This window comes from Lactobacillus sp. B4007, assembly GCF_026535895.1.
GTDB lineage: Bacteria > Bacillota > Bacilli > Lactobacillales > Lactobacillaceae > Lactobacillus > Lactobacillus panisapium.
Genome location: NZ_JAFNPA010000002.1, coordinates 70,222 through 88,988 on the forward strand (window position 1 = coordinate 70,222; position 18,767 = coordinate 88,988).

An 18,767-nucleotide genomic window follows, 5' to 3' on the forward strand; every position below is an offset into this window, starting at 1 on the left:
ATTCCTATACAACTTAAAAGTGTTATACTATTGATATTAATTTTTTGAAAAAGGTGGCTTTATCGTTGAAACAATTAAAGCACAAAAAGCTTTTGCTTGCACTAATCGTTATCATTTTGCTAATTTGCATCGGATTTGTTAGTGCAGGATTTTATTTCTTTAAAGTGGCTTGTGTGCCTGGTCCAAAGAGCTTCTTAAGTTCTTCAAGTAGCAAACTGACTAAGTCGGATCCACTTTATCACGAGAAGAAATGGTTTAGAGATTCTACGAAACAAAAGTGGCATATTAAATCAGCAGATGGGCAGTATCAGTTAACGGCAAATTACCTTCCATGTCATAATTCTAACAAAACAGTAGTTGTTTTACCGGGTTATATGGATACAAAAGAAGACATGGGTGAATATGATGCACTATTTCACAAAATGGGGTATAACACTTTAACGCCTGATCCACGTTCTCAGGGACAGAGTCAGGGAAAATATATTGGTTATGGCTGGCCTGAAAAGAATGATGTCAAAAAATGGATTGAATTTCTTTTACAGAAGAAAGGCCAACAACAGCAAATTGTTGTTTACGGTCTAAGTATGGGTGCTGCTACCGCGATGATGGTTAGCGGACTGGAGCTTCCGCACCAGGTAAAGGCTTTTGTCGAGGACTGTGGTTATACCAGCGTAAAGGATGAAATTGAGCACGAGGCAAAGGCTTTGTATAATATGCCAGCTTTTCCACGTTTTCCTTTAGTTGAAATCCTAAGCGGTATTAATAAAATGAAGGTTGGCTATTTTATGAAAGATGGTTCAAGCATCGCCCAGCTCCACAAAAATCACCGGCCAATGCTGTTTATTCACGGTGATCGAGATAAATTTGTTCCAACAGAAATGGTGTACCAAAATTATCGTGCGACAAGAGGTCCGAAAAAGTTATGGATAGCAGCAGATTCTGCTCATGCCAAGTCTTTTGCCAATCATCCCAAGGCATATCGTAAACATATTGAGAACTTTTTAACAAAGTACGTTAAATAATAGGCAAAAACTTTGCAAGCGTTTGCACAAACTGCTATGATGTAATTGTGGTTAGGGGTAATGACGTAAACAAGGTTTTATCTCCATAATTTGTATATTGTCAAAGTAAAGTAAAAAATATGTAATGATATAATTTAAATTTTCTATAGTTTGGAAAATTAGTGATTTTCAAAGATAAATGTTGGCTGCTCAGACCGCTATTAATATCAGTCATTATTTACCATTGTATCTACAACACAGTAATATGCCTCATCCACTAACAAAAATAGTTGTCGCATTGCGACAACTATTTTTTATTCGCTGATTTTAGCGCAAGGTTAATTTAACGACACATTCACAACGCGGAGTTTGTGGCAGCATATCAACATTTTCGATTAACCGCACGTTATAAGCTTCACTAAGTAAAACTAAATCCTGGGCTAAAGTTGAAGGGTTACAAGAAATATACACAAAAGTTTTAGGTTTAACCTTGAGTAAAGTCTTAATTAACCGTTTAGCCAGACCAGTTCTCGGCGGGTCGACGATTAAAGCATCAATTGGAACGCCATTTTGCTCTAATTCAGGTAGTACCTTTTCGACACTTCCCTGAATATAATTAGCATTTTTTAGATGGTTCAATTCAACGTTATGATTGGCATCAGCAACCGCCTCGCCAATGGTTTCGATTCCGATAACTTGCTTAACTTGGTCTGCCGCTAATATTCCTAACGTGCCAACGCCACTATAGGCATCAATTAAAGTGTCTTCAGGGGTTAAGTCTAAAAACTTGAGGGCTTTTGAATAAAGGGTGGCAGTTTGAACCGGATTTAGCTGAAAGAAGGCGCGCGGCGAAAGAGCAAATTGTTTGCCTAATATCTCATCAATAATTTGGTTTTTGCCGGCAAGTTTTTCAGTCTTATTACCCCAGACTTGCGGATTGCGCCAATCAGTCTCATTTTGGTAAACACTCACGACATTTGGTAATTTCATAATTTCACTGCTTAGTTCAAGCAAGTTTTTAATTTTATGACCAACAGTAATTAGTGTTACTTGAATTTCTTTAGTGGCTTGAGCTTGACGCACAACTATTGTTTTTAACCCATCAGGGTGGCGGTAAGGGTCTGCAATGGTAACATGCAAGCGTTCAGCTAATTCCTTAATTTGCCGTTCTGTTTTTTGCGTTGCCACGCTTTGAGTAGGCATAACTGGTAAGTCGTATAACTGGTGCGAATTTGGCGCAAATAAACCCAATTTGGTTTTGCCGTGGTCGCGTTCAATTTGATATTGGGCCTTATTCCGGTAGTGCCAAGCATCAGGCGCTGGTATAGTCTTCTTAACCTTATACTTGCTAAAACCGCGGGGATGATATTTTTTTAGTGCTTCTAGCACGTTGTCACGTTTAAATTCGAGTTGCTTATCGTAAGATAGGTGAGCCAATTCAAGACCGCCAATTGCAGGATCAACCCCTTTAGGGTATGCTACTCGGTCGGGACTTTTTTCTTTAATTCGGACAAGCTCCGCTTCAATGTAGTGCGGGTATTCCTTGTTAATTTTGGCTACTACTACTTCACCAGGTAAAGCACCAGGAATAAAAATAATTTTCTTACGGTAATAGCCAATTCCTTCACCGTTTATTCCTAAGCGTTTAATAGTAATGATAACGTCTTTTTCTTTAGTTTCTTTTTGGTTAAATTTTCGGTACATTCTTTTTCTTTCTACAATTAAAACGTTAAAATGATAACAATTTATTGTACTACCTAAGAAAAGTTTTTAGCAAGAATGAAAGAAATTTGCTAGCATGGACATAGACTAATAGAAAGGTGAACCAACATGCCAATAATTACTAAGGTTAGCAGCCAAAAACGTCCTGGACGCTATAACATTTTTTTGGATGGTAAATATGCATTTTCAGCCAGTGAGCAAACCGTTGCGGAGTATGTGCTCTTAAAGGGGCAGGAACTAACTCCGGAAAAAATAGCAGAAGTTAAGCAATATGATGCAGATGCCAAGGCTACTAATTTAGCTTCACGGTATTTAAATTACGAGCCGCGAACGGTCTTTGAGGTTTTGCAATATTTACAGCAACATCAAGTTGATGATGAACCTGCACAAAATGCAGTGGCTCAACTGACCGAAATGGGCTTCTTAGATGATCAAAAATATGTCGAATTAACCATCAGGCAAAATCTGCGCATAGGAACCGATGGCCCGCTGAGTTTAACGCAAAAACTGTTGAAAAAGGGAGTGGATCCCGAACTGATTCAGGTAGGGTTAGACGAAATTGCCGATGAAGAGTGGCAAGATGCTGGAATGCGAGTCCTAAAGTCAATGAAAAGCAAGGTGGGGAAGCTGGCTCAGCGCGAACTTGAGCGCAAAATGCGTACGAAACTTATAAGTCATGGCTTTTCCAGTGCATTGGCCGGGGAAATTATTGCCAGTCTTGATCTTGAACAAAATGATGAGGAACAATTAGAAGCGTTAAGAAAGCAAGGCGTGAAAGCTTACAAGCGCTTTCGTCGTTTACCAGAAAGTGAGCGTCAAGCAAAGATGCGTAATTATCTGTTTACGCATGGCTTTTCTAGTAGTGAAATTGATGCCTTTTTGGCGGGAAAGATTATTCCGCTTGATGAATTAGCTGAATATTAGGAGTACTTATGCAAAAATTACAAGAAGAAATTACCTTTGTTGGCCGTCCTTTTTCTGATCAAATGATTGATGAGCAAAAGACATATAATAACTGCAACATCGAGCTTGAACAAGATCAGCAGTTTCAACAATTTTTAACGGATAATGAACTAACCAATCGTAGTAGCATGGTAGTTTTCGGACCAGAAAATTTCATGTACTGGTATGGCGTGCTCACATCAGAAGTAACTGAGCTGCCACAAGGATTAATGAAATTTACGCTCCCTAAGGCTCAGGTAGCGGTTGAGGAACGGGAGCAGCAAAATCAATCCTTCTTTGCCCAGCCCTTAAACATTGTGATTCCGCAGTTTCTTCAAACTGTGCGCGAACAAGGAATTCAAACATATGAAAACCCTGGGGACAGTTTGACACCTTATTTTGTACAAAAGCTTGATTTAGAAACAAAAAAACTGACCCAGATGCTCTATCTGGAAGTCAGTCAGTAGATATTAATGCTGTTTAGGGTCGATTGACAGATTATCATATTCAACATAAGCGCCCAAGCAGGTTGATAATAGCATGATTAAAAAAACAATGCCCACGGATTTACCAACAATTTGGTCTAGGGTAAGAAAAGCACGCACGACGAAAGTGGCGGCAAAACAAAGAATAAAATCTAAGATAACGTTTGCCATTTGCAAAAGAGGGCGCCTTCTAATACTGAAGAAACGTAAAAGCTGCTTTAAAATACCATCATCAACTTCAACAGCTAATAGGTCAACTGGACGCTGGATTGTGGCTTTGATTGCAAACATAATTAAGGCGCCAACGAAAGCCCCAATAGAAGTTCTAAATAAGTCAGCTGAGTGCAGGACTAAAGCATTATAGCCAATTCCAATTATCGTGAGGCTGCACAAGTAGGGGATTAAAAGTAAAAAGGTAAAAACAAGTAAGACATGACTTTTTTTCATTAAATAAACCTCATTTCTTACGTGCTATTCTAACATATCATGTGAGTACATGATATAATGTTGATATTAAATTTGTTATTTAAAGAAAGAGAGAAATTAATATGGCTAGCGACCCTGACAAGGGGAATTTATTTAATTTGTTAAAAAATAAATTTTCCCCTGCAAGTGATGAAGAAACTAAAGAGCATTTAACAGCGGAAATTAAAAACTTACACGATAATCACAAAGTAAGCGATACCGAATTTTCAATGTTAAACAATGTTTTGGACTTCCAGGGACGAATGGTTCGTGAAGTCATGGTGCCACGAATCGATGCTTTTATGGTAGATTATGGTGACAGCTTGCAAGATAACCTCAAGGAAATCTTGCGCGAGCCTTATTCGCGGATTCCTGTCTATCAACAAGACAAGGATAAAATTATTGGCGTTATTCACATTAGAACTGTTTTACGCAAGGCCTGGGAAAAAGGCTTTGCCAATATTACTTACCAAGATGTAATGAATCCACCGCTCTTTGCGCCAGAAACAACAGACTTAAGTGAATTGTTAGTTGAAATGCAACAAACGCAGCAACAGTTGGCAATTTTAACAGATGAATATGGTGGTGTTGTTGGTATTGCCACAATTGAAGACTTAATTGAAGAGATTGTGGGCAATATTGATGATGAAGTTGATCATACGGAAGTTTTATCTGAAAAGATTGCACCTAATAAGTATGTAATTTATGGTAAAATGCCCCTTGATGACTTTAATGATCAATTTGGAACCGATCTAGAAATGGAAGACGTTGACACGATTGCTGGTTATATGATTACCAAGTTAGGAATTATCCCAGCTAAAGGTGAAAAACTGTCTGTCAAATTAGATAACGGAATGGTATTGACAACACGCAGAATGATGCGGTCAAGACTACTCACTGTCTTATTAACCATACCGGATAAAGGGCAAAAGGAAGAAGAGCAGAAAAATTAATGAGTGAACAACTAACGGATAAAGTTAATAAAAGAAGAACATTTGCTATCATTTCGCACCCTGATGCAGGGAAAACTACGATAACGGAGCAAATGCTTCTTTTTGGTGGTGTAATTCGCAGTGCTGGTACGGTTAAGGCACGTAAAACCGGTCATTATGCGACTAGTGACTGGATGGAAATTGAAAAGCAGCGTGGTATTTCGGTTACGAGTTCTGTTATGCAGTTCGAGTACGACGGTAAAAGAATTAATATTCTTGATACCCCAGGACACGAGGATTTTTCTGAAGACACGTACCGGACATTAATGGCGGTTGATTCTGCCGTAATGGTAATTGACTCTGCCAAGGGTATCGAACCGCAAACAAAGAAACTGTTCAAGGTCGTTAAACAGCGTGGCATTCCCATTTTTACATTTATGAATAAACTTGATCGTGATGGTCGACCACCGCTAGATCTGATTGCTGAACTTGAAGACCTTCTTGGAATCGAAGGAGTGGCAATGAATTGGCCAATTGGTTCAGGTCAAACACTTCAAGGATTATATGACCTTGCAAACAATCAAGTTGAACTGTATCACAAAGATGGTCCAGATCGTTTTTTGCCTTTAGATCAAGATGGTAATCTTGCAGAAGATGAACCACTTAGTCAAAATCCGCAATTCCAGGATACGCTTGGAGAAGTTGAACTTATCAAAGAAGCTGGTAACACTTTTGACCTTGCTAAAATTATCAAAGGTGATCAAACCCCTGTCTTCTTTGGTTCAGCTTTAACCAATTTTGGGGTTGAGACGTTCCTTAAGAGCTTTGTAAAATTAGCTCCAGCCCCGCAAGAGCACGTTGTTAATGAAGATCAAACGCTTGCGCCAGATGACGAAGAATTTTCTGGGTTTGTTTTCAAAATTCAGGCTAATATGAATCCCAATCACCGGGATCGAATTGCTTTCATTAGAATTGGTAGCGGTGAATTTCAAAAGGGGCTTGATGTCACTTTAGCCAGAACGGGGAAGCCAATCCGGTTGAATAATGCAACTGAATTTATGTCAAGTGAACGTGTCCAAGTCTCTGATGCAGTGGCTGGTGATATCGTCGGCTTATACGATACTGGCAACTTTCAAATTGGAGATAGTATTTATGCTGGCAAGAATAAAATTGTCTATCCTCCTTTGCCAGAATTTACTCCCGAGCTTTTTGTGCGGGTAACTGCTAAGAACGTAATGAAACAAAAGTCATTCCACAAGGGAATGACACAATTGGTTCAAGAGGGGGCAATTCAGCTTTATCGTAATTATCAAACTGACGAGTACATTTTAGGTGCCGTTGGTCAATTGCAGTTTGAAGTATTCAAATTCAGAATGAAAAACGAATATAATTCCGAAGTGGAATTAAATAGTTTAGGCCACCGGGTTGCCCGTTGGATAGACCCAGACCAGCTAGATCCTGCCATGTCGAATAGCCGGAACTTATTGGTTAAAGATCGGTATGATCAGCCACTATTCTTATTTGAAAATCAGTTTGCTGAACGCTTTTTCCAAGACAAGTATCCAGATGTAAAACTAACAGAAAAATTGTAAACAAAAAAGAGAGACGTTCGTCTCTCTTTTTTACTTGTCAATATGAATTTCGATTAAGTGTTGACTTTTGTCGAAGGTTACCACGTACGAAGGATCTTGCTCTTTGATTAATCGCTTAATTACAAATTCTGCTTCTTCCTTACGTATACGACGATCGTGGTTCTCCAAGGCAATTCCGATCGCATCATTACTTTCGGTATAGATGACAGAAGTATTGCCTAATGAATAAACTTTGACGTAATTAACATTAGTCGAATTCAATTGACTGTGAACTAGATCCTTATAACTATTGGTTACATCTATTAAATGCATGGATTTCACCCGTTTCTTCTAGTAGTTCTTAATTTAGTATAACGCTATTTTAAACAATTTTCTCTATTAAAAAATAATATTTATTGTAATTTATCAAAAACTACTAGCTTAAATTAAAGTAATTAATCTTCGTCTGTTGCGCTATGCACAGATTCGGCATTATCTTGTTCACTAATTGTGATTTGCTTATCTGAGACACTGGCCAAAAGATTTTTAGCAGCTGGGTGATCTAGCTTATAATCAGCGACTTTATCTTCGATTTCTTCTTGAATAATTCGCCGTAAAGGACGTGCACCCATAGCAGGATTGTAACCATCTTCAACTAATTTTTCTTTAGCATCATCGGTAACAGTAATTTGCATTCCTTGATTCTTAACCATACTGTTAACTTCATTTAGCATTAAGTTAACAATCTTGATTAAGTCTTCCTTAGATAATTCATTAAATTCAATGACATCATCTAGCCGGTTTAAAAATTCTGGTTTGAAGAATTGGCTCATTGAATTTCTAGCGGAGTCGGGATGTTCACTAGAATTTTCAGCAGCAAATCCGACACTGGTTTGTTTAATTCCTTGACCAGCATTAGACGTCATAATAATGATGGTATCTTTAAAGGAAACCGTCCGTCCTTGTGAATCAGTTAAACGGCCATCATCCAAAATTTGCAAGAATAAGTTCATCACTGAAGGATCGGCTTTTTCAATTTCGTCTAATAAAATTAAACTATAAGGATTGCGCCGAACTCGTTCCGTTAGTTGACCTGCTTCTTCATAACCAACATAGCCAGGTGCTGATCCAATTAATTTCGAAACTGAGTATGACTCCATATATTCAGACATATCAAAACGAATCATAGCGTCTTCTGAACCAAACATTTGCTTGGCGAGTTGCTTAGCAAGCTCAGTTTTACCTACACCCGTTGGACCAATAAAGAGAAATGAACCGATAGGGCGGCCGGACTTGTTAAAGCCGATTCGATTTCTGCGAATTGCGCGGGCAACCTTATCAACTGCCTTATCTTGACCAATTACATGTGCTTTTAAGTTTGAAGCAAGATTTTGTAGTTGGCTTTCTTCTTGTTTTTGTAAGTCGCCAACAGGGATGCCTGTTTTTTCTTCGACAATTTTGTTCATGATCTTGCTAGTAATAATTGGTGACTTATCAGGATCGACTTTTTGATCTTTCATCTTATTGTATTTTTCGATTTGATCACGATAATAAGCAGCTTTTTCGTAGTCCTCATTTTTAAGAGAATCCTGCTTTAATTGCTGTGCAGCATCAATTCGTTCCTTCATTTTATCTTTATCAACATAAGGAATTGTCAAATTCATGCGAGAACCAGTTTCATCAAGTAAGTCGATAGCCTTGTCTGGCAAGAATCTATCTTGAATATAGCGCTCAGATAATTCAGCAGCAGCTTTGATTGCATCATCCGTGTAGTGAACATGGTGATAGTCTTCGTAGCGCTTTTGAATTCCTTTTAAGATTTGAATAGTCTCCGCTACTGATGGTTCCTTAACATCAACGGGTTGGAACCGCCGAGCTAAAGCGGAATCTTTCTCAATTTCACGGTATTCTTTTAAGGTTGTTGCACCAACAAGCTGCAAGTCACCACGAGCCAGTGCGGGTTTAATAATATTTCCAGCGTCCATTCCACCTTCAGCATTACCAGCGCCAACAATTTCATGAATCTCATCAATAAATAAAATGATGTCATCGTGATCTTGCAGTTCCTTAATAAGTTGCTGCATGCGCTGTTCAAATTGGCCACGAATCCCGGTGCCTTGAACAAGTGACACAACATTTAATGAAATGATTCGTTTATCTTGTAATTTGGCTGGTACTGAACCGTCCACAATTTGTTGGGCCAAGCCCTCTACGACAGCAGTCTTACCAACACCAGCCTCACCAATTAAGACCGGGTTATTTTTGGTTCTTCTGTTTAAAATTTCAATGACACGCGCAATTTCTTTATCGCGACCAATGACGGGATCAATTTTACCTTTTTTCGCTAATGCAGTTAAATCAGTACCGTATTGATCAAGTAGTGAGCGCCCATTTCCACCGTTATTTGGATTACCAGGATTACCTGGGTTCATTCCAGGATTGTTAGGATTGCCATTCATTCTGTTATTGCCGTTACTAAAGTTAAATAAATCGTTAAAATCGCCAAAGAAACCATTATTATCATTACTCATATTAATATTTCCTTGTTGTTGAAGTTCTTGATAGCATTGTTGACATAAATTAATTTCGCGGCTTTGCCCATTAACCTTTGCAAAAAGGTGAATTGAGGCAGGTCGCTTTTGACAGTTTTGACAAAGCATTATGTTATACCGCCTTTCTTTTCAATGATTAAATTATATAATTAGCACTCGCAATAATCAAGTGCTAAAACTTAAAACCTTTTTTGTCTACATGGTAAATATGCTAAAATAAGCTTTAGCAATTTTTTTGCTAAGGATGGAATATGTTTTATAGAAACGGTGGTAAATTTGGATTATCAAAAAATTCTGGAGCAGTTAGCAAATGGTGAATTGGATCATTATGAAGTTAAACCCGAAGAAGCATTTGATTTTCAAGCTGCTTTAAGATCTTTTGGTAAAAGGCAAAAGTTAACTGGAAAAGCCTTGCGAGGGGGTAAAATAGTTTACACGCGATCAAAGTCTGAACTTTAATGATGTAAACTGTTACATTTATGTTGAATAATTCACAAAAAAATGATAACCTAATACAAGAATAGGTATTTACTACCGGTTTGATTTTTTCAATTCAAAGGAGATATTTATAATGGAAAAACGCGCTTTTCATGTTATTGCAGAAACAGGTATTCATGCTCGTCCAGCAACTTTGTTAGTTCAAGCTGCTTCAAAGTTTGGTTCAGACATTAACCTTGAATACAATGGTAAGTCAGTTAACCTAAAGTCGATCATGGGCGTTATGTCACTTGGTGTTGGTAAGAATGCCGATGTTACTATTAGTGCTGATGGTGATGACGAAAAGGACGCAATTGCTGCTATTACAGAAACAATGAAAAAAGAGGGTTTGGCTGAATAATGACCAAGACATTAAAAGGAATTGCTGCAAGTGATGGTATTGCTGTAGCACCAGCCTATCTCTTGGTTGAACCTGATCTTACTTATACAAAGACGACAATTAGCGACGTTGACAGTGAATTGGCTCGCTACAAAAAAGCAATTGAAGTTTCAACTGCAGAAGTTGAGCAAATTCGCGACAGCGCTAAAAAGAGCTTAGGTGAAGATGAAGCCCAAGTCTTTGAAGCACATTTGATGATTTTGAATGACCCTGAATTTACGGGTGCAATTGAAAATGAAATCAAGGAGCAAAAGATCAACAGCGAAGCTGCGTTAGATGAAACTGCTCAGAAATTTATTACAATTTTTGAAGGAATGACTGATAACGCATATATGCAACAACGTGCTGCAGATGTTCGTGATGTTTCTAAGCGGATTATGGCGCACTTGCTTAAAAAGGAATTGCCTAATCCTGCTTCAATTGATCATGAAGTTATCGTTGTTGCACACGATTTAACTCCAAGTGATACTGCGCAATTAAACAAAAAGTTTGTCAAAGGTTTTGTAACTGATATTGGTGGTCGGACTGCTCACTCAGCAATCATGGCTCGTTCATTAGAATTACCTGCTGTTGTCGGTACTGATTCTATTACTAAAGACGTGACTAATGGTCAAAATATAGTTGTTGATGGTTTGAACGGTGACGCTGTAATTGAACCAACTGATGAACAAGTAGCTGATTACAAGAAGAAGAGTGATGCTTTCTTAAAGCAAAAAGCTGAATGGGAAAAATTAAAGAATGAACCTTCAGTAACTGCTGACGGGAAGAAATTTACGATTGCTGCTAACATTGGTACTCCAAATGATATGGCTGGTGTAAATGCCAATGGTGCTGAAGCTGTTGGTTTATACAGAACAGAATTTTTGTACATGGATTCTAAAGATTTTCCAACTGAGGAAGATCAATTCGAAGCTTATAAAGAAGTTATCGAAGGAATGCATGGCAAGCAAGTCATTATCAGAACCATGGATATCGGTGGTGACAAGCACCTCGATTACTGGGACTTACCTGAAGAAATGAACCCATTCTTGGGAGTACGTGCAATTAGACTGTCATTGCAAAATGAGGAAATCTTCCGAACACAGTTACGTGCTTTATTGCGTGCATCAGCATTCGGTAAGCTCGGAATTATGTTCCCAATGATTGGTACTTTAGCTGAATTGCGTAAAGCTAAGTCAATTTTGGCTGAAGAAAAAGATAAATTAACTAAGAAGGGCGTAAAGGTTGGCGAAAATCTTGAAGTAGGAATGATGATTGAAGTTCCTGCTGCTGCAGTTTTAGCTGATCAATTTGCCAAGGAAGTTGATTTCTTCTCAATTGGTACTAATGATTTGATTCAATACACAATGGCTGCTGATCGTGGAAATGATAATGTTTCTTACCTGTATCAACCTGCCAATCCTTCAGTATTACGCTTAATTAAGCACACAATTGATGCTGCTCATGAAAATGGTATTTGGTGTGGCATGTGTGGTGAAGCTGCTGGCGACAACACAATGTTCCCAATCTTGCTTTCAATGGGACTTGATGAGTATTCAATGAGTGCTACTTCGATTCTGCGAATCAGAAGTTTAATGAAGAAACTTGACACTGAGGACATTAAGGAATTAGCTAATAAAGCATGTTTTGTTTCAGAAACTGCTGAAGAAAACGAGAAATTAGTTGACGAATTAATGAAAAAAGTGAATAATTAATTATGAAGAATGAAAGGGTCGCATTAATAAATATTAATGGGCCCTTTTCGTTTTCTTTAACTTTTCTTGGTAAAAAATTCACAGTTTATTCACTTTTACAAGTTAACATCGTATAATATATAATATTACGAATATTGCTTACAAAAAGGAAGTAATATGATATAATAAAAGTATTCAAACAATGTGTTCAAAGGAGCGTGAATCACATGGTAAATTTATACATATCTCCGAGTTGTACCTCATGTCGTAAAGCCAAGGCTTGGCTAAGAAAGCATAATATTGATTTTAAGGAAAGAAATATATTTTCTGAACCTTTAACAAAAGAGGAACTTATTCAGATTTTACGAATGACTGAGAACGGTACAGAGGAAATTATTTCTACACGTTCCAGAGCATTTCAACAATTAAAAGTTAATTTAGATGATTTGTCGATTGATCATCTACTTGATTTAGTGGAAAAGAATCCAAGTCTTCTAAGACGACCGATTATTATGGATGATCGTCGACTTCAGGTTGGATACAATGAAGACGAAATTAGACGGTTCTTGCCAAGAAAAGTACGGCGTCTTGAACTTGAAGAGATGCAAAAAATTGCTGACTTATAGTAGGTTAAGTAATGAAGAAAAAAGCGTTGGTTTTTTAAACTAACGCTTTTATTTTATTCGTAAAATACGCTACAATATAACAAAGGATCTGATGGAGGTGAAGAACTCATGCAAGTAGAACATATTAATGAAAATACTATCCGCGTGAGGATTAATAAAGCCGAGTTAGAAAACCGCGGTTTAAAAGTTCTAGATTTGCTGGGCGATAAAGATAAGATCCAACAATTCTTTTATTCAATTTTGGATGAAATTGATACTGACCATTCGTTTAGTCAAGATGCTCCCGTTACTTTTCAGGTAATGCCGAATAATGGTGGGTTAGACTTATTGATTACTAAGACTACTGAAAAGGATCGTGACAAGCTATCTAAGCTGTTTGAAAACGACTTTGGTTATTTGAAAAAAAGCAAAATTACTGACTCACGGCGCTCATTTTTTGATTTAGAAGATGATGACGCAAATAGTGCTGACACAAACGATTCTAATAAGCCAAAAGTTAAAAAAGCTTTTTGGAAGTTGCAGAAAAAACAAGCTTACAGTTTTAATGACTTTAATGAAGTAACGGAACTTGCAGATAGCTTATCAGCCAGTGATCTTTCTTCAAGCCTTTATTTTGAACGTGGGTTGTTTTATCTTGATTTAGCATTTACAGATGAAAATTACGTTGAAATTAAACCAGAAGATGCTTGGATTATTGCTAACGAATACGGTACAAAAGTAAAAGCGACTGATATGGCTCGGGTTAGAACAACGGGTAAGTGTTTAATTGAACGTGATGCCCTTGGACAGTTACGTCATTATTTTAGCCATTTGAAGCACTAATAATTTATTTGAATAAAAAGTAAAAGGCAAGTGAATCTTGCTTTTTTTGCGTACTTAATAATGGGTGAAAATTATGTATGCAGCTTTTTGGAATAATAAATTAGTGACCGCAATTGATGAAGCAGAAAAAGTGAAAAATGCACTAGTTAAAAAGAAAAAAAATCATTATTTTTGTCCGCATTGCTCTCAAGAAGTGCAGTTAGTGGTAAAGGCTGGTACTGCTTATTTTAGGCATCAACCAGGAGAGGTTAATTTGGCTGGAGAAAAAGATGAGCATGCACGAAGTAAGAACCTACTAAAAATTGCTCTTATGCAGGCAAAATTCAGTGCGCAAACAGAGGTAACTTTGGCTTCTGGTCAACTAAGGGCAGACGTTTTAGCAAGTCCCAGGTTGGCATTTGAAGTCCAATGTGCGCCTTTAAGCGAAGCAGAATTTAATCATCGCCATCTCTTATACAGGCAAAATGGAATTAAAGATATTTGGCTAGTAGGCAAACGGCATTATTTAACGCGAGAAATAAAAAAGTCACAACTCATTTTCTTTCGTGAAAATAAGTTGTGGCATAATTATTATTTTGAAATTAACCCTTATAAAAAAATTTTACGGTTAAAGTTTAACGTCCAACGTGAGCCTTTAACTAACCGTATCCAGTATCAGTCAACGAATTTTGCTTTAAGTAAAAGTGGACTACGGCAATTATGGCACTTTCAGCCCCAATTAATCACTTATAACGTTAACCCGCGAGCACAAAAAAGCTACTTGCAAACACAAATAATGCAAAAAAGCACTAAAGGCTTGCGCATTGCTGCTCAACTTTACCAAAATCACCTGACAATTAATGATCTGCCTAATTGGGTTTATGAACGATTCAGACCAGTAAAGTCACCCGACAATATCACATTATTCTTACATCAAGCGTAAATGTCGTGTTGGGTAATAGCTATTTTCTTCTTTTGGTTCGTCAGGAATTTGATTACAAGCACTATTTTTGAAAAGTGCAATTAACTTATCATGAGCTACAATTCCTTCAAGTAAAATTCCGTTATAATTACCACTTTCATTAAAAATAATTGTTGTTGGTATATTCTTAACGTTAAATTTGCGGGCAAGATCTTTGTCTTGCTGAATGGAATCGTCAACGTATTTACTTATTTTAGAACTATTAATGCGATTAAAATCTAACCCTAAATCTAATGCTACTTGTTCAGGTAAATCCTGTGAGTAAATATTAAAATCGCCACTAACAGCTTTTTGTAAGCTAACTAAATAGCAACGTGCTTTTCTATTACCATATTCGAATTTAATTGCATGGTAATTACGTAATGCTTGATAAGAAGCCATTGTGTATTCCGGAATATCATTTATAATTTGTCCGCTAGTTTTTCTTCTAATGATGTCTTCTTTAATGACTTTCGAATTCGTAACGGGAATAAAATGAAAGCAGGAATTTATGTTGAGTTCGTCAATTGCGTCCTTGATTAATACTTCCGTATCATAACAATATAAACCAATGGGATTGACAAAAAGAAATATCTCAAACATGATCAGGCTCCTCCATAACTTGATTAATCTTGATTATTTAATTAAATATAACTCTACCAAATATCTATCCTATAACCAAAAAATATACTTTCACTTACATTTTACCACGATGTTTGAAAGCGCGTGCAATTTTTGCTTGGTTTGTATTAGAAAAGTTTTGCACGATATGATACTTATCTTTTAATTTTGCTAAAACCGCTTTAATTAGCTCAGGATCAGGATTTTCAATTTCTAATTCATAATCCTGATAACCGTCAGGGTATTGGCTTTTGTCAAAAGTTAACTCGCAATCTTGCGGACCAACTGCCAAAATTCGCTTGGTCTTACTGTATGTTTGGAGATGCAATTGACTAGCAGCAGCGAGATGACTTTGTAAAAAATGACCAACATTTCCACTGAAAGAAATTTCTTGCCGCTGAGCACTTTGCTTTATAAGATTTTGGGCTTGTTCAAGTGGCAGTGAATCATTAATCTCTGTTGCCTCATGAAATTTTTGTTGGACTGGGTTTTGATGCGGAACTTTGAGTGTTTGTTCCGCACTATTATCAAAGAGCCGGATCCGGCAGCTGATATTATTATCCTTTAGTAAGCCATTGTTTGTGTCAAAGTAATAATTTTCCTGGGTAAAGCAGGTTTTGATATTAAAATCACCACATAGTTGTTGGTAAACTTGTTCAGGCAAAATTATTTTAGCTTCGATTTCATTATTTTTTGACATCCGACTATCCTTTTCTTTTCATAAATATTGATCAAGGCTTGATTTTACGTTAAAACGTAATTTAGTTTTAACAAAAGATAGGCCCTTATCAAAAGGTGCATTTTCATGTATCTATTATCAGATTTGAAAAAGTACAGGCGTGTTAAGCATCGTTTAGCTCAGCTTGCATTGTCAAAAACACGTAGTCTGTTTACTCTTATTATAATGCATCAATGCTTACCATTTTGTACCTTTTTTACTTTAATAGTCAAAAAATTGGTTTGAAAAATAATAAAAAGGGACGATTAGGACTAATTTTTTGACACAGATTAATAAATTTATCATAATTTTAGATTATCGTTTATGTCGCTTTGCCTCAGTAGCCAAAAAAAACAAAGAATACTGCAATCAAGGCTTTTTGGTAAAAGCAAATACTTAACTTTTACATAATTAGCTTGTCTGAATGAAATTGCTATCATTTGTTTTATGTTAAAATGAATGTGCTGTAGAGAAAGGAATTATTTCTATGAATATTGACTGGGATAATTTTTTGTGGCCTTATAACGAGGCTGTTCGTGAATTAAAAGTAAAGTTTCGGTCCTTGCGTCAGAGTTTTTTGACTAAGGGTGAACACTCGCCAATTGAATTTGTGGTTGGACGAGTAAAAACAGTAGATTCAATCAAAGAAAAAATGGAACGTCGTGTGATCAGTCCCGATGTAATTGAGACTGATATGCAGGACATTGCTGGCATTAGAATTGTTTGTCAATTCGTTGATGATATCTATAAAGTAGTTGATTTAATCCATGATCGAGATGACATGGAAGTCTTAGAAGAACGTGATTATGTTAAAAATGCTAAACCTTCAGGCTATCGCTCTTATCACATGGTTATTTCCTACACCGTTTATTTACCCGAAGGATCAAAAAAATTATTAGCAGAAATCCAAATTAGAACTTTAGCAATGAACTTTTGGGCAACCGTTGAACACACCCTAAATTATAAATACCAGGGTTCCTACCCAGAAGACATTTCTAAAAGATTAAAGTCAACTGCAGAAACGGCTTATAAACTTGACGAGGAAATGTCATTGATTAAAGATGAAGTTCAGGAAGCCCAAAAGATTTTTACCAAAAATAAAGGTAAGGAAAAATAATGAGGATTACAATTGCTCATAATAATAATGCAGAAACGCTTAAGGTTGTGGCGCATTTAAAAAATGCCCTCGAAGTAAAGGAGGGCGTTGTTTTTGATGCTAAATATCCTGATGTTGTAATAACAGTCGGGGGTGATGGTACTTTAATCAACGCTTTCCATCGGTATGAAAATCAAATCAGTTCAATTCGGTTTATTGGCATTCATACTGGTCATCTAGGCTTTTATACTGATTGGCAAGCTCAAGACGTTGATAAAATGGTCGATGCCCTTTTTTTGCGTGAACCGGAATCGGCCAAATATCCACTTCTTGAGGTTGAATTAGTCACGGAGGCTAATGAGAAAAAGCATTATTTAGCTCTTAATGAATCTGCGGTTAAGCGTATTTCACATACATTAGAAGCTAATGTTTATATTGATGGGCAGCTGTTTGAAAATTTTCGTGGGGATGGACTTTGCATTTCCACGCCAACTGGTTCCACGGCTTATAATAAATCGCTTGGTGGGGCGGTGATTCATCCTCGGCTCAAGGCCTTGCAGATGGCGGAAATCGCTTCAATCAATAATCGTGTTTTTCGAACGCTTTCTTCACCAATTGTAATTGCCCCCGACCAGTGGATCACAATTGTTCCTAATTCGGCCCATTTTGTAATGACAGTTGACGGAAGCAAGTTGGACCTGCATAATGCTAAGAAGATTAATTATCGTATTTCCAACAAAGAAATTCGCTTTGACCGCTTCGGTCATACTCATTTCTGGTCACGTGTTCAAAGTGCCTTTATAGGTGGTAAAGATGACTTTATTTAAATTGATTGTACAAACAAAGGCTCCCAAGCAATTAGGGGCTTTTTTAATGAAAAACGGGTTTTCCAAAAAAGCGGTAACCGATGCTAAAAATAATGGTGGTTTAATTCTAGTTAATCATAAACGGCGCTATACCAATTTTGTACTTCATCCACAAGATGAAGTAATTTTTGTTCCTGGCAAAGAAAAGGTTAATCCGTGGCTGCAGCCATCATATCAGCCCATTGATATTGTCCAAGAAACTAACGACTATTTAGCTATTAATAAGCCGGCCGGCGTGCTTTCAATTCCTTCGCGTTATGATGATAATGCATTAGTAAACCGTGTGTTAGGTTATTTTGACCAGCAAAAAAACCAAGGAAGTAAGCCTCATGTGATTACCCGATTAGATCGCGATACATCGGGAATTGTTTTAATGGGCAAGAATGCCATTGCTCATGCGCGTTTTAGCAAGCTCAGTAAAGATGATTTTGTTAAAAAATATCACGCACTTGTTCACGGTAATTTTAAAGCCGATGAAATGTGTGGCATTATTAGGCAACCAATCGGCAGTACTAAAGAAACGGTCAAGCGTTTTATCGATCCTAACGGTAAAAAAGCTGTCACGGCCTACCAGGTTCTTAAGCAAGCTCCTGGAATAAGTTTGGTTGAGTTACGGCTATATACCGGTCGAACACATCAGATTCGGCTTCACATGCAGTCGTTGGGTCATCCTTTATTTGGCGATCTGCTATACGGTATTAAGGATGAGTTTAATCGGCAAGCACTTAATTGCTTTTACGTCTCTTTTCCTGATCCCTTTAGGGCAAATAAACGTGTGCAAATCAGAGTTCCTGATCCGCCGGATATGCAGCAATTATGGCGAAAGAAGCAAAAAGCATAATAATTAAGGCATAATAA

At 37.2% G+C, this 18,767-nt stretch carries 20 protein-coding genes; 14 read left to right on the forward strand and 6 right to left on the reverse strand.

The features are described 5' to 3' along the window. The first annotated feature begins 44 nt into the window (after nucleotides 1–44). Complete coding sequence (locus tag J3U54_RS03580; protein ID WP_410476853.1) at nucleotides 45–1,022, forward strand: alpha/beta hydrolase; 978 nt, start codon at nucleotides 45–47, stop codon at nucleotides 1,020–1,022. 306 nt (nucleotides 1,023–1,328) lie between these two features. On the opposite strand, the gene rlmD is transcribed toward J3U54_RS03580, so the two are convergent. Continuing rightward, nucleotides 1,329–2,705: a 23S rRNA (uracil(1939)-C(5))-methyltransferase RlmD gene (gene rlmD / locus J3U54_RS03585; protein WP_267385123.1), complete on the reverse strand. Its 1,377-nt coding sequence runs from the start codon at nucleotides 2,703–2,705 to the stop codon at nucleotides 1,329–1,331. 126 nt (nucleotides 2,706–2,831) lie between these two features. Here rlmD and recX point away from each other — a divergent pair, with 126 nt between their 5' ends. Together recX and J3U54_RS03595 are read left to right on the forward strand one after the other, a co-directional pair. Further along, entirely contained in the window at nucleotides 2,832–3,647 is an 816-nt protein-coding gene (recX, locus tag J3U54_RS03590; protein WP_267385124.1) for a recombination regulator RecX, read from the forward strand. An 8-nt stretch (nucleotides 3,648–3,655) separates the two neighbouring features. Next, a complete protein-coding gene (locus J3U54_RS03595) occupies nucleotides 3,656–4,132 on the forward strand; it encodes a hypothetical protein (protein WP_267385125.1) in 477 nt (158 codons plus the stop codon). Between the two features lie 3 nt (nucleotides 4,133–4,135). Here J3U54_RS03595 and J3U54_RS03600 read toward each other — a convergent pair whose 3' ends face one another. After that, nucleotides 4,136–4,597, reverse strand: a complete 462-nt coding sequence (locus tag J3U54_RS03600) for a hypothetical protein (protein WP_103752071.1) — start codon at nucleotides 4,595–4,597, stop codon at nucleotides 4,136–4,138. Between the two features lie 101 nt (nucleotides 4,598–4,698). Between J3U54_RS03600 and J3U54_RS03605 the strand changes: the two genes are divergently transcribed. Beyond that, nucleotides 4,699–5,568 carry a hemolysin family protein gene (locus J3U54_RS03605; protein WP_220220938.1) on the forward strand — a complete coding sequence of 290 codons (870 nt, stop codon included), beginning with the start codon at nucleotides 4,699–4,701 and terminating at the stop codon, nucleotides 5,566–5,568. Next, nucleotides 5,568–7,139: a peptide chain release factor 3 gene (locus tag J3U54_RS03610; RefSeq protein ID WP_103752073.1), complete on the forward strand. Its 1,572-nt coding sequence runs from the start codon at nucleotides 5,568–5,570 to the stop codon at nucleotides 7,137–7,139. The genes J3U54_RS03605 and J3U54_RS03610 overlap by 1 nt, the downstream gene beginning before the upstream one ends. Before the next feature lie 30 nt (nucleotides 7,140–7,169). Here J3U54_RS03610 and J3U54_RS03615 read toward each other — a convergent pair whose 3' ends face one another. Together J3U54_RS03615 and J3U54_RS03620 are read right to left on the reverse strand one after the other, a co-directional pair. Continuing rightward, on the reverse strand, nucleotides 7,170–7,451 hold the full coding sequence (locus tag J3U54_RS03615) for a DUF1827 family protein (RefSeq protein WP_103752074.1): 282 nt from the start codon (nucleotides 7,449–7,451) through the stop codon (nucleotides 7,170–7,172). 122 nt (nucleotides 7,452–7,573) lie between these two features. Next, nucleotides 7,574–9,778, reverse strand: a complete 2,205-nt coding sequence (locus J3U54_RS03620) for an ATP-dependent Clp protease ATP-binding subunit (RefSeq protein ID WP_267385126.1) — start codon at nucleotides 9,776–9,778, stop codon at nucleotides 7,574–7,576. Nucleotides 9,779–9,946: 168 nt separating this feature from the next. Here J3U54_RS03620 and J3U54_RS03625 point away from each other — a divergent pair, with 168 nt between their 5' ends. From J3U54_RS03625 to J3U54_RS03650, 6 genes are all read left to right on the forward strand, one after another. Then, entirely contained in the window at nucleotides 9,947–10,129 is a 183-nt protein-coding gene (locus J3U54_RS03625; protein ID WP_103752076.1) for a hypothetical protein, read from the forward strand. Between the two features lie 112 nt (nucleotides 10,130–10,241). Beyond that, nucleotides 10,242–10,508 (forward strand): phosphocarrier protein HPr, encoded by a 267-nt coding sequence (locus J3U54_RS03630; RefSeq protein WP_103752077.1) that lies wholly within the window; start codon nucleotides 10,242–10,244, stop codon nucleotides 10,506–10,508. Continuing rightward, entirely contained in the window at nucleotides 10,508–12,241 is a 1,734-nt protein-coding gene (gene ptsP, locus J3U54_RS03635; protein ID WP_103752078.1) for a phosphoenolpyruvate--protein phosphotransferase, read from the forward strand. The genes J3U54_RS03630 and ptsP overlap by 1 nt, the downstream gene beginning before the upstream one ends. A gap of 206 nt (nucleotides 12,242–12,447) precedes the next feature. Next, nucleotides 12,448–12,846 (forward strand): transcriptional regulator SpxA, encoded by a 399-nt coding sequence (spxA, locus tag J3U54_RS03640; protein WP_103752079.1) that lies wholly within the window; start codon nucleotides 12,448–12,450, stop codon nucleotides 12,844–12,846. A 108-nt stretch (nucleotides 12,847–12,954) separates the two neighbouring features. Continuing rightward, a complete protein-coding gene (locus J3U54_RS03645; RefSeq protein WP_267385127.1) occupies nucleotides 12,955–13,668 on the forward strand; it encodes an adaptor protein MecA in 714 nt (237 codons plus the stop codon). 73 nt (nucleotides 13,669–13,741) lie between these two features. Next, a complete protein-coding gene (locus tag J3U54_RS03650; RefSeq protein WP_103752081.1) occupies nucleotides 13,742–14,590 on the forward strand; it encodes a competence protein CoiA family protein in 849 nt (282 codons plus the stop codon). Here the strand turns inward: J3U54_RS03650 and J3U54_RS03655 are convergent. Then, nucleotides 14,576–15,211 (reverse strand): DsbA family protein, encoded by a 636-nt coding sequence (locus J3U54_RS03655; RefSeq protein WP_103752082.1) that lies wholly within the window; start codon nucleotides 15,209–15,211, stop codon nucleotides 14,576–14,578. The two genes, J3U54_RS03650 and J3U54_RS03655, sit on opposite strands and share 15 nt — an antisense overlap. Before the next feature lie 94 nt (nucleotides 15,212–15,305). Next, a complete protein-coding gene (locus J3U54_RS03660; protein ID WP_103752083.1) occupies nucleotides 15,306–15,929 on the reverse strand; it encodes a CYTH domain-containing protein in 624 nt (207 codons plus the stop codon). 505 nt (nucleotides 15,930–16,434) lie between these two features. On the opposite strand from J3U54_RS03660, the gene J3U54_RS03665 reads away from it, so the two are divergent. Genes J3U54_RS03665 through J3U54_RS03675 form a run of 3 tightly spaced genes read left to right on the forward strand, consistent with a single transcriptional unit; the run spans nucleotide 16,435 to nucleotide 18,750 of the window. Then, the gene (locus tag J3U54_RS03665) at nucleotides 16,435–17,064 is read left to right on the forward strand and encodes a GTP pyrophosphokinase (protein ID WP_103752084.1); all 630 of its coding nucleotides are present in this window, start codon (nucleotides 16,435–16,437) and stop codon (nucleotides 17,062–17,064) included. Further along, nucleotides 17,064–17,870 carry an NAD kinase gene (locus J3U54_RS03670; RefSeq protein WP_220220948.1) on the forward strand — a complete coding sequence of 269 codons (807 nt, stop codon included), beginning with the start codon at nucleotides 17,064–17,066 and terminating at the stop codon, nucleotides 17,868–17,870. The genes J3U54_RS03665 and J3U54_RS03670 overlap by 1 nt, the downstream gene beginning before the upstream one ends. Further along, nucleotides 17,857–18,750, forward strand: coding sequence for an RluA family pseudouridine synthase (locus tag J3U54_RS03675; RefSeq protein ID WP_103752086.1), 894 nt, complete (start codon nucleotides 17,857–17,859; stop codon nucleotides 18,748–18,750). The genes J3U54_RS03670 and J3U54_RS03675 overlap by 14 nt, the downstream gene beginning before the upstream one ends. Nucleotides 18,751–18,767 lie beyond the last annotated feature (17 nt).

What these genes read in the sequence shown, in the direction of transcription:
- rlmD (WP_267385123.1), bottom strand. Translation starts at nt 2,705, where the DNA reads ATGTACCGAAAATTTAACCAAAAAGAAACTAAAGAAAAAGACGTTATC.
- recX (WP_267385124.1), top strand. Translation starts at nt 2,832, where the DNA reads ATGCCAATAATTACTAAGGTTAGCAGCCAAAAACGTCCTGGACGCTAT.
- J3U54_RS03595 (WP_267385125.1), top strand. Translation starts at nt 3,656, where the DNA reads ATGCAAAAATTACAAGAAGAAATTACCTTTGTTGGCCGTCCTTTTTCT.
- J3U54_RS03600 (WP_103752071.1), bottom strand. Translation starts at nt 4,597, where the DNA reads ATGAAAAAAAGTCATGTCTTACTTGTTTTTACCTTTTTACTTTTAATC.
- J3U54_RS03605 (WP_220220938.1), top strand. Translation starts at nt 4,699, where the DNA reads ATGGCTAGCGACCCTGACAAGGGGAATTTATTTAATTTGTTAAAAAAT.
- J3U54_RS03610 (WP_103752073.1), top strand. Translation starts at nt 5,568, where the DNA reads ATGAGTGAACAACTAACGGATAAAGTTAATAAAAGAAGAACATTTGCT.
- J3U54_RS03615 (WP_103752074.1), bottom strand. Translation starts at nt 7,451, where the DNA reads ATGCATTTAATAGATGTAACCAATAGTTATAAGGATCTAGTTCACAGT.
- J3U54_RS03620 (WP_267385126.1), bottom strand. Translation starts at nt 9,778, where the DNA reads ATGCTTTGTCAAAACTGTCAAAAGCGACCTGCCTCAATTCACCTTTTT.
- J3U54_RS03630 (WP_103752077.1), top strand. Translation starts at nt 10,242, where the DNA reads ATGGAAAAACGCGCTTTTCATGTTATTGCAGAAACAGGTATTCATGCT.
- ptsP (WP_103752078.1), top strand. Translation starts at nt 10,508, where the DNA reads ATGACCAAGACATTAAAAGGAATTGCTGCAAGTGATGGTATTGCTGTA.
- spxA (WP_103752079.1), top strand. Translation starts at nt 12,448, where the DNA reads ATGGTAAATTTATACATATCTCCGAGTTGTACCTCATGTCGTAAAGCC.
- J3U54_RS03645 (WP_267385127.1), top strand. Translation starts at nt 12,955, where the DNA reads ATGCAAGTAGAACATATTAATGAAAATACTATCCGCGTGAGGATTAAT.
- J3U54_RS03650 (WP_103752081.1), top strand. Translation starts at nt 13,742, where the DNA reads ATGTATGCAGCTTTTTGGAATAATAAATTAGTGACCGCAATTGATGAA.
- J3U54_RS03655 (WP_103752082.1), bottom strand. Translation starts at nt 15,211, where the DNA reads ATGTTTGAGATATTTCTTTTTGTCAATCCCATTGGTTTATATTGTTAT.
- J3U54_RS03660 (WP_103752083.1), bottom strand. Translation starts at nt 15,929, where the DNA reads ATGTCAAAAAATAATGAAATCGAAGCTAAAATAATTTTGCCTGAACAA.
- J3U54_RS03665 (WP_103752084.1), top strand. Translation starts at nt 16,435, where the DNA reads ATGAATATTGACTGGGATAATTTTTTGTGGCCTTATAACGAGGCTGTT.
- J3U54_RS03670 (WP_220220948.1), top strand. Translation starts at nt 17,064, where the DNA reads ATGAGGATTACAATTGCTCATAATAATAATGCAGAAACGCTTAAGGTT.
- J3U54_RS03675 (WP_103752086.1), top strand. Translation starts at nt 17,857, where the DNA reads ATGACTTTATTTAAATTGATTGTACAAACAAAGGCTCCCAAGCAATTA.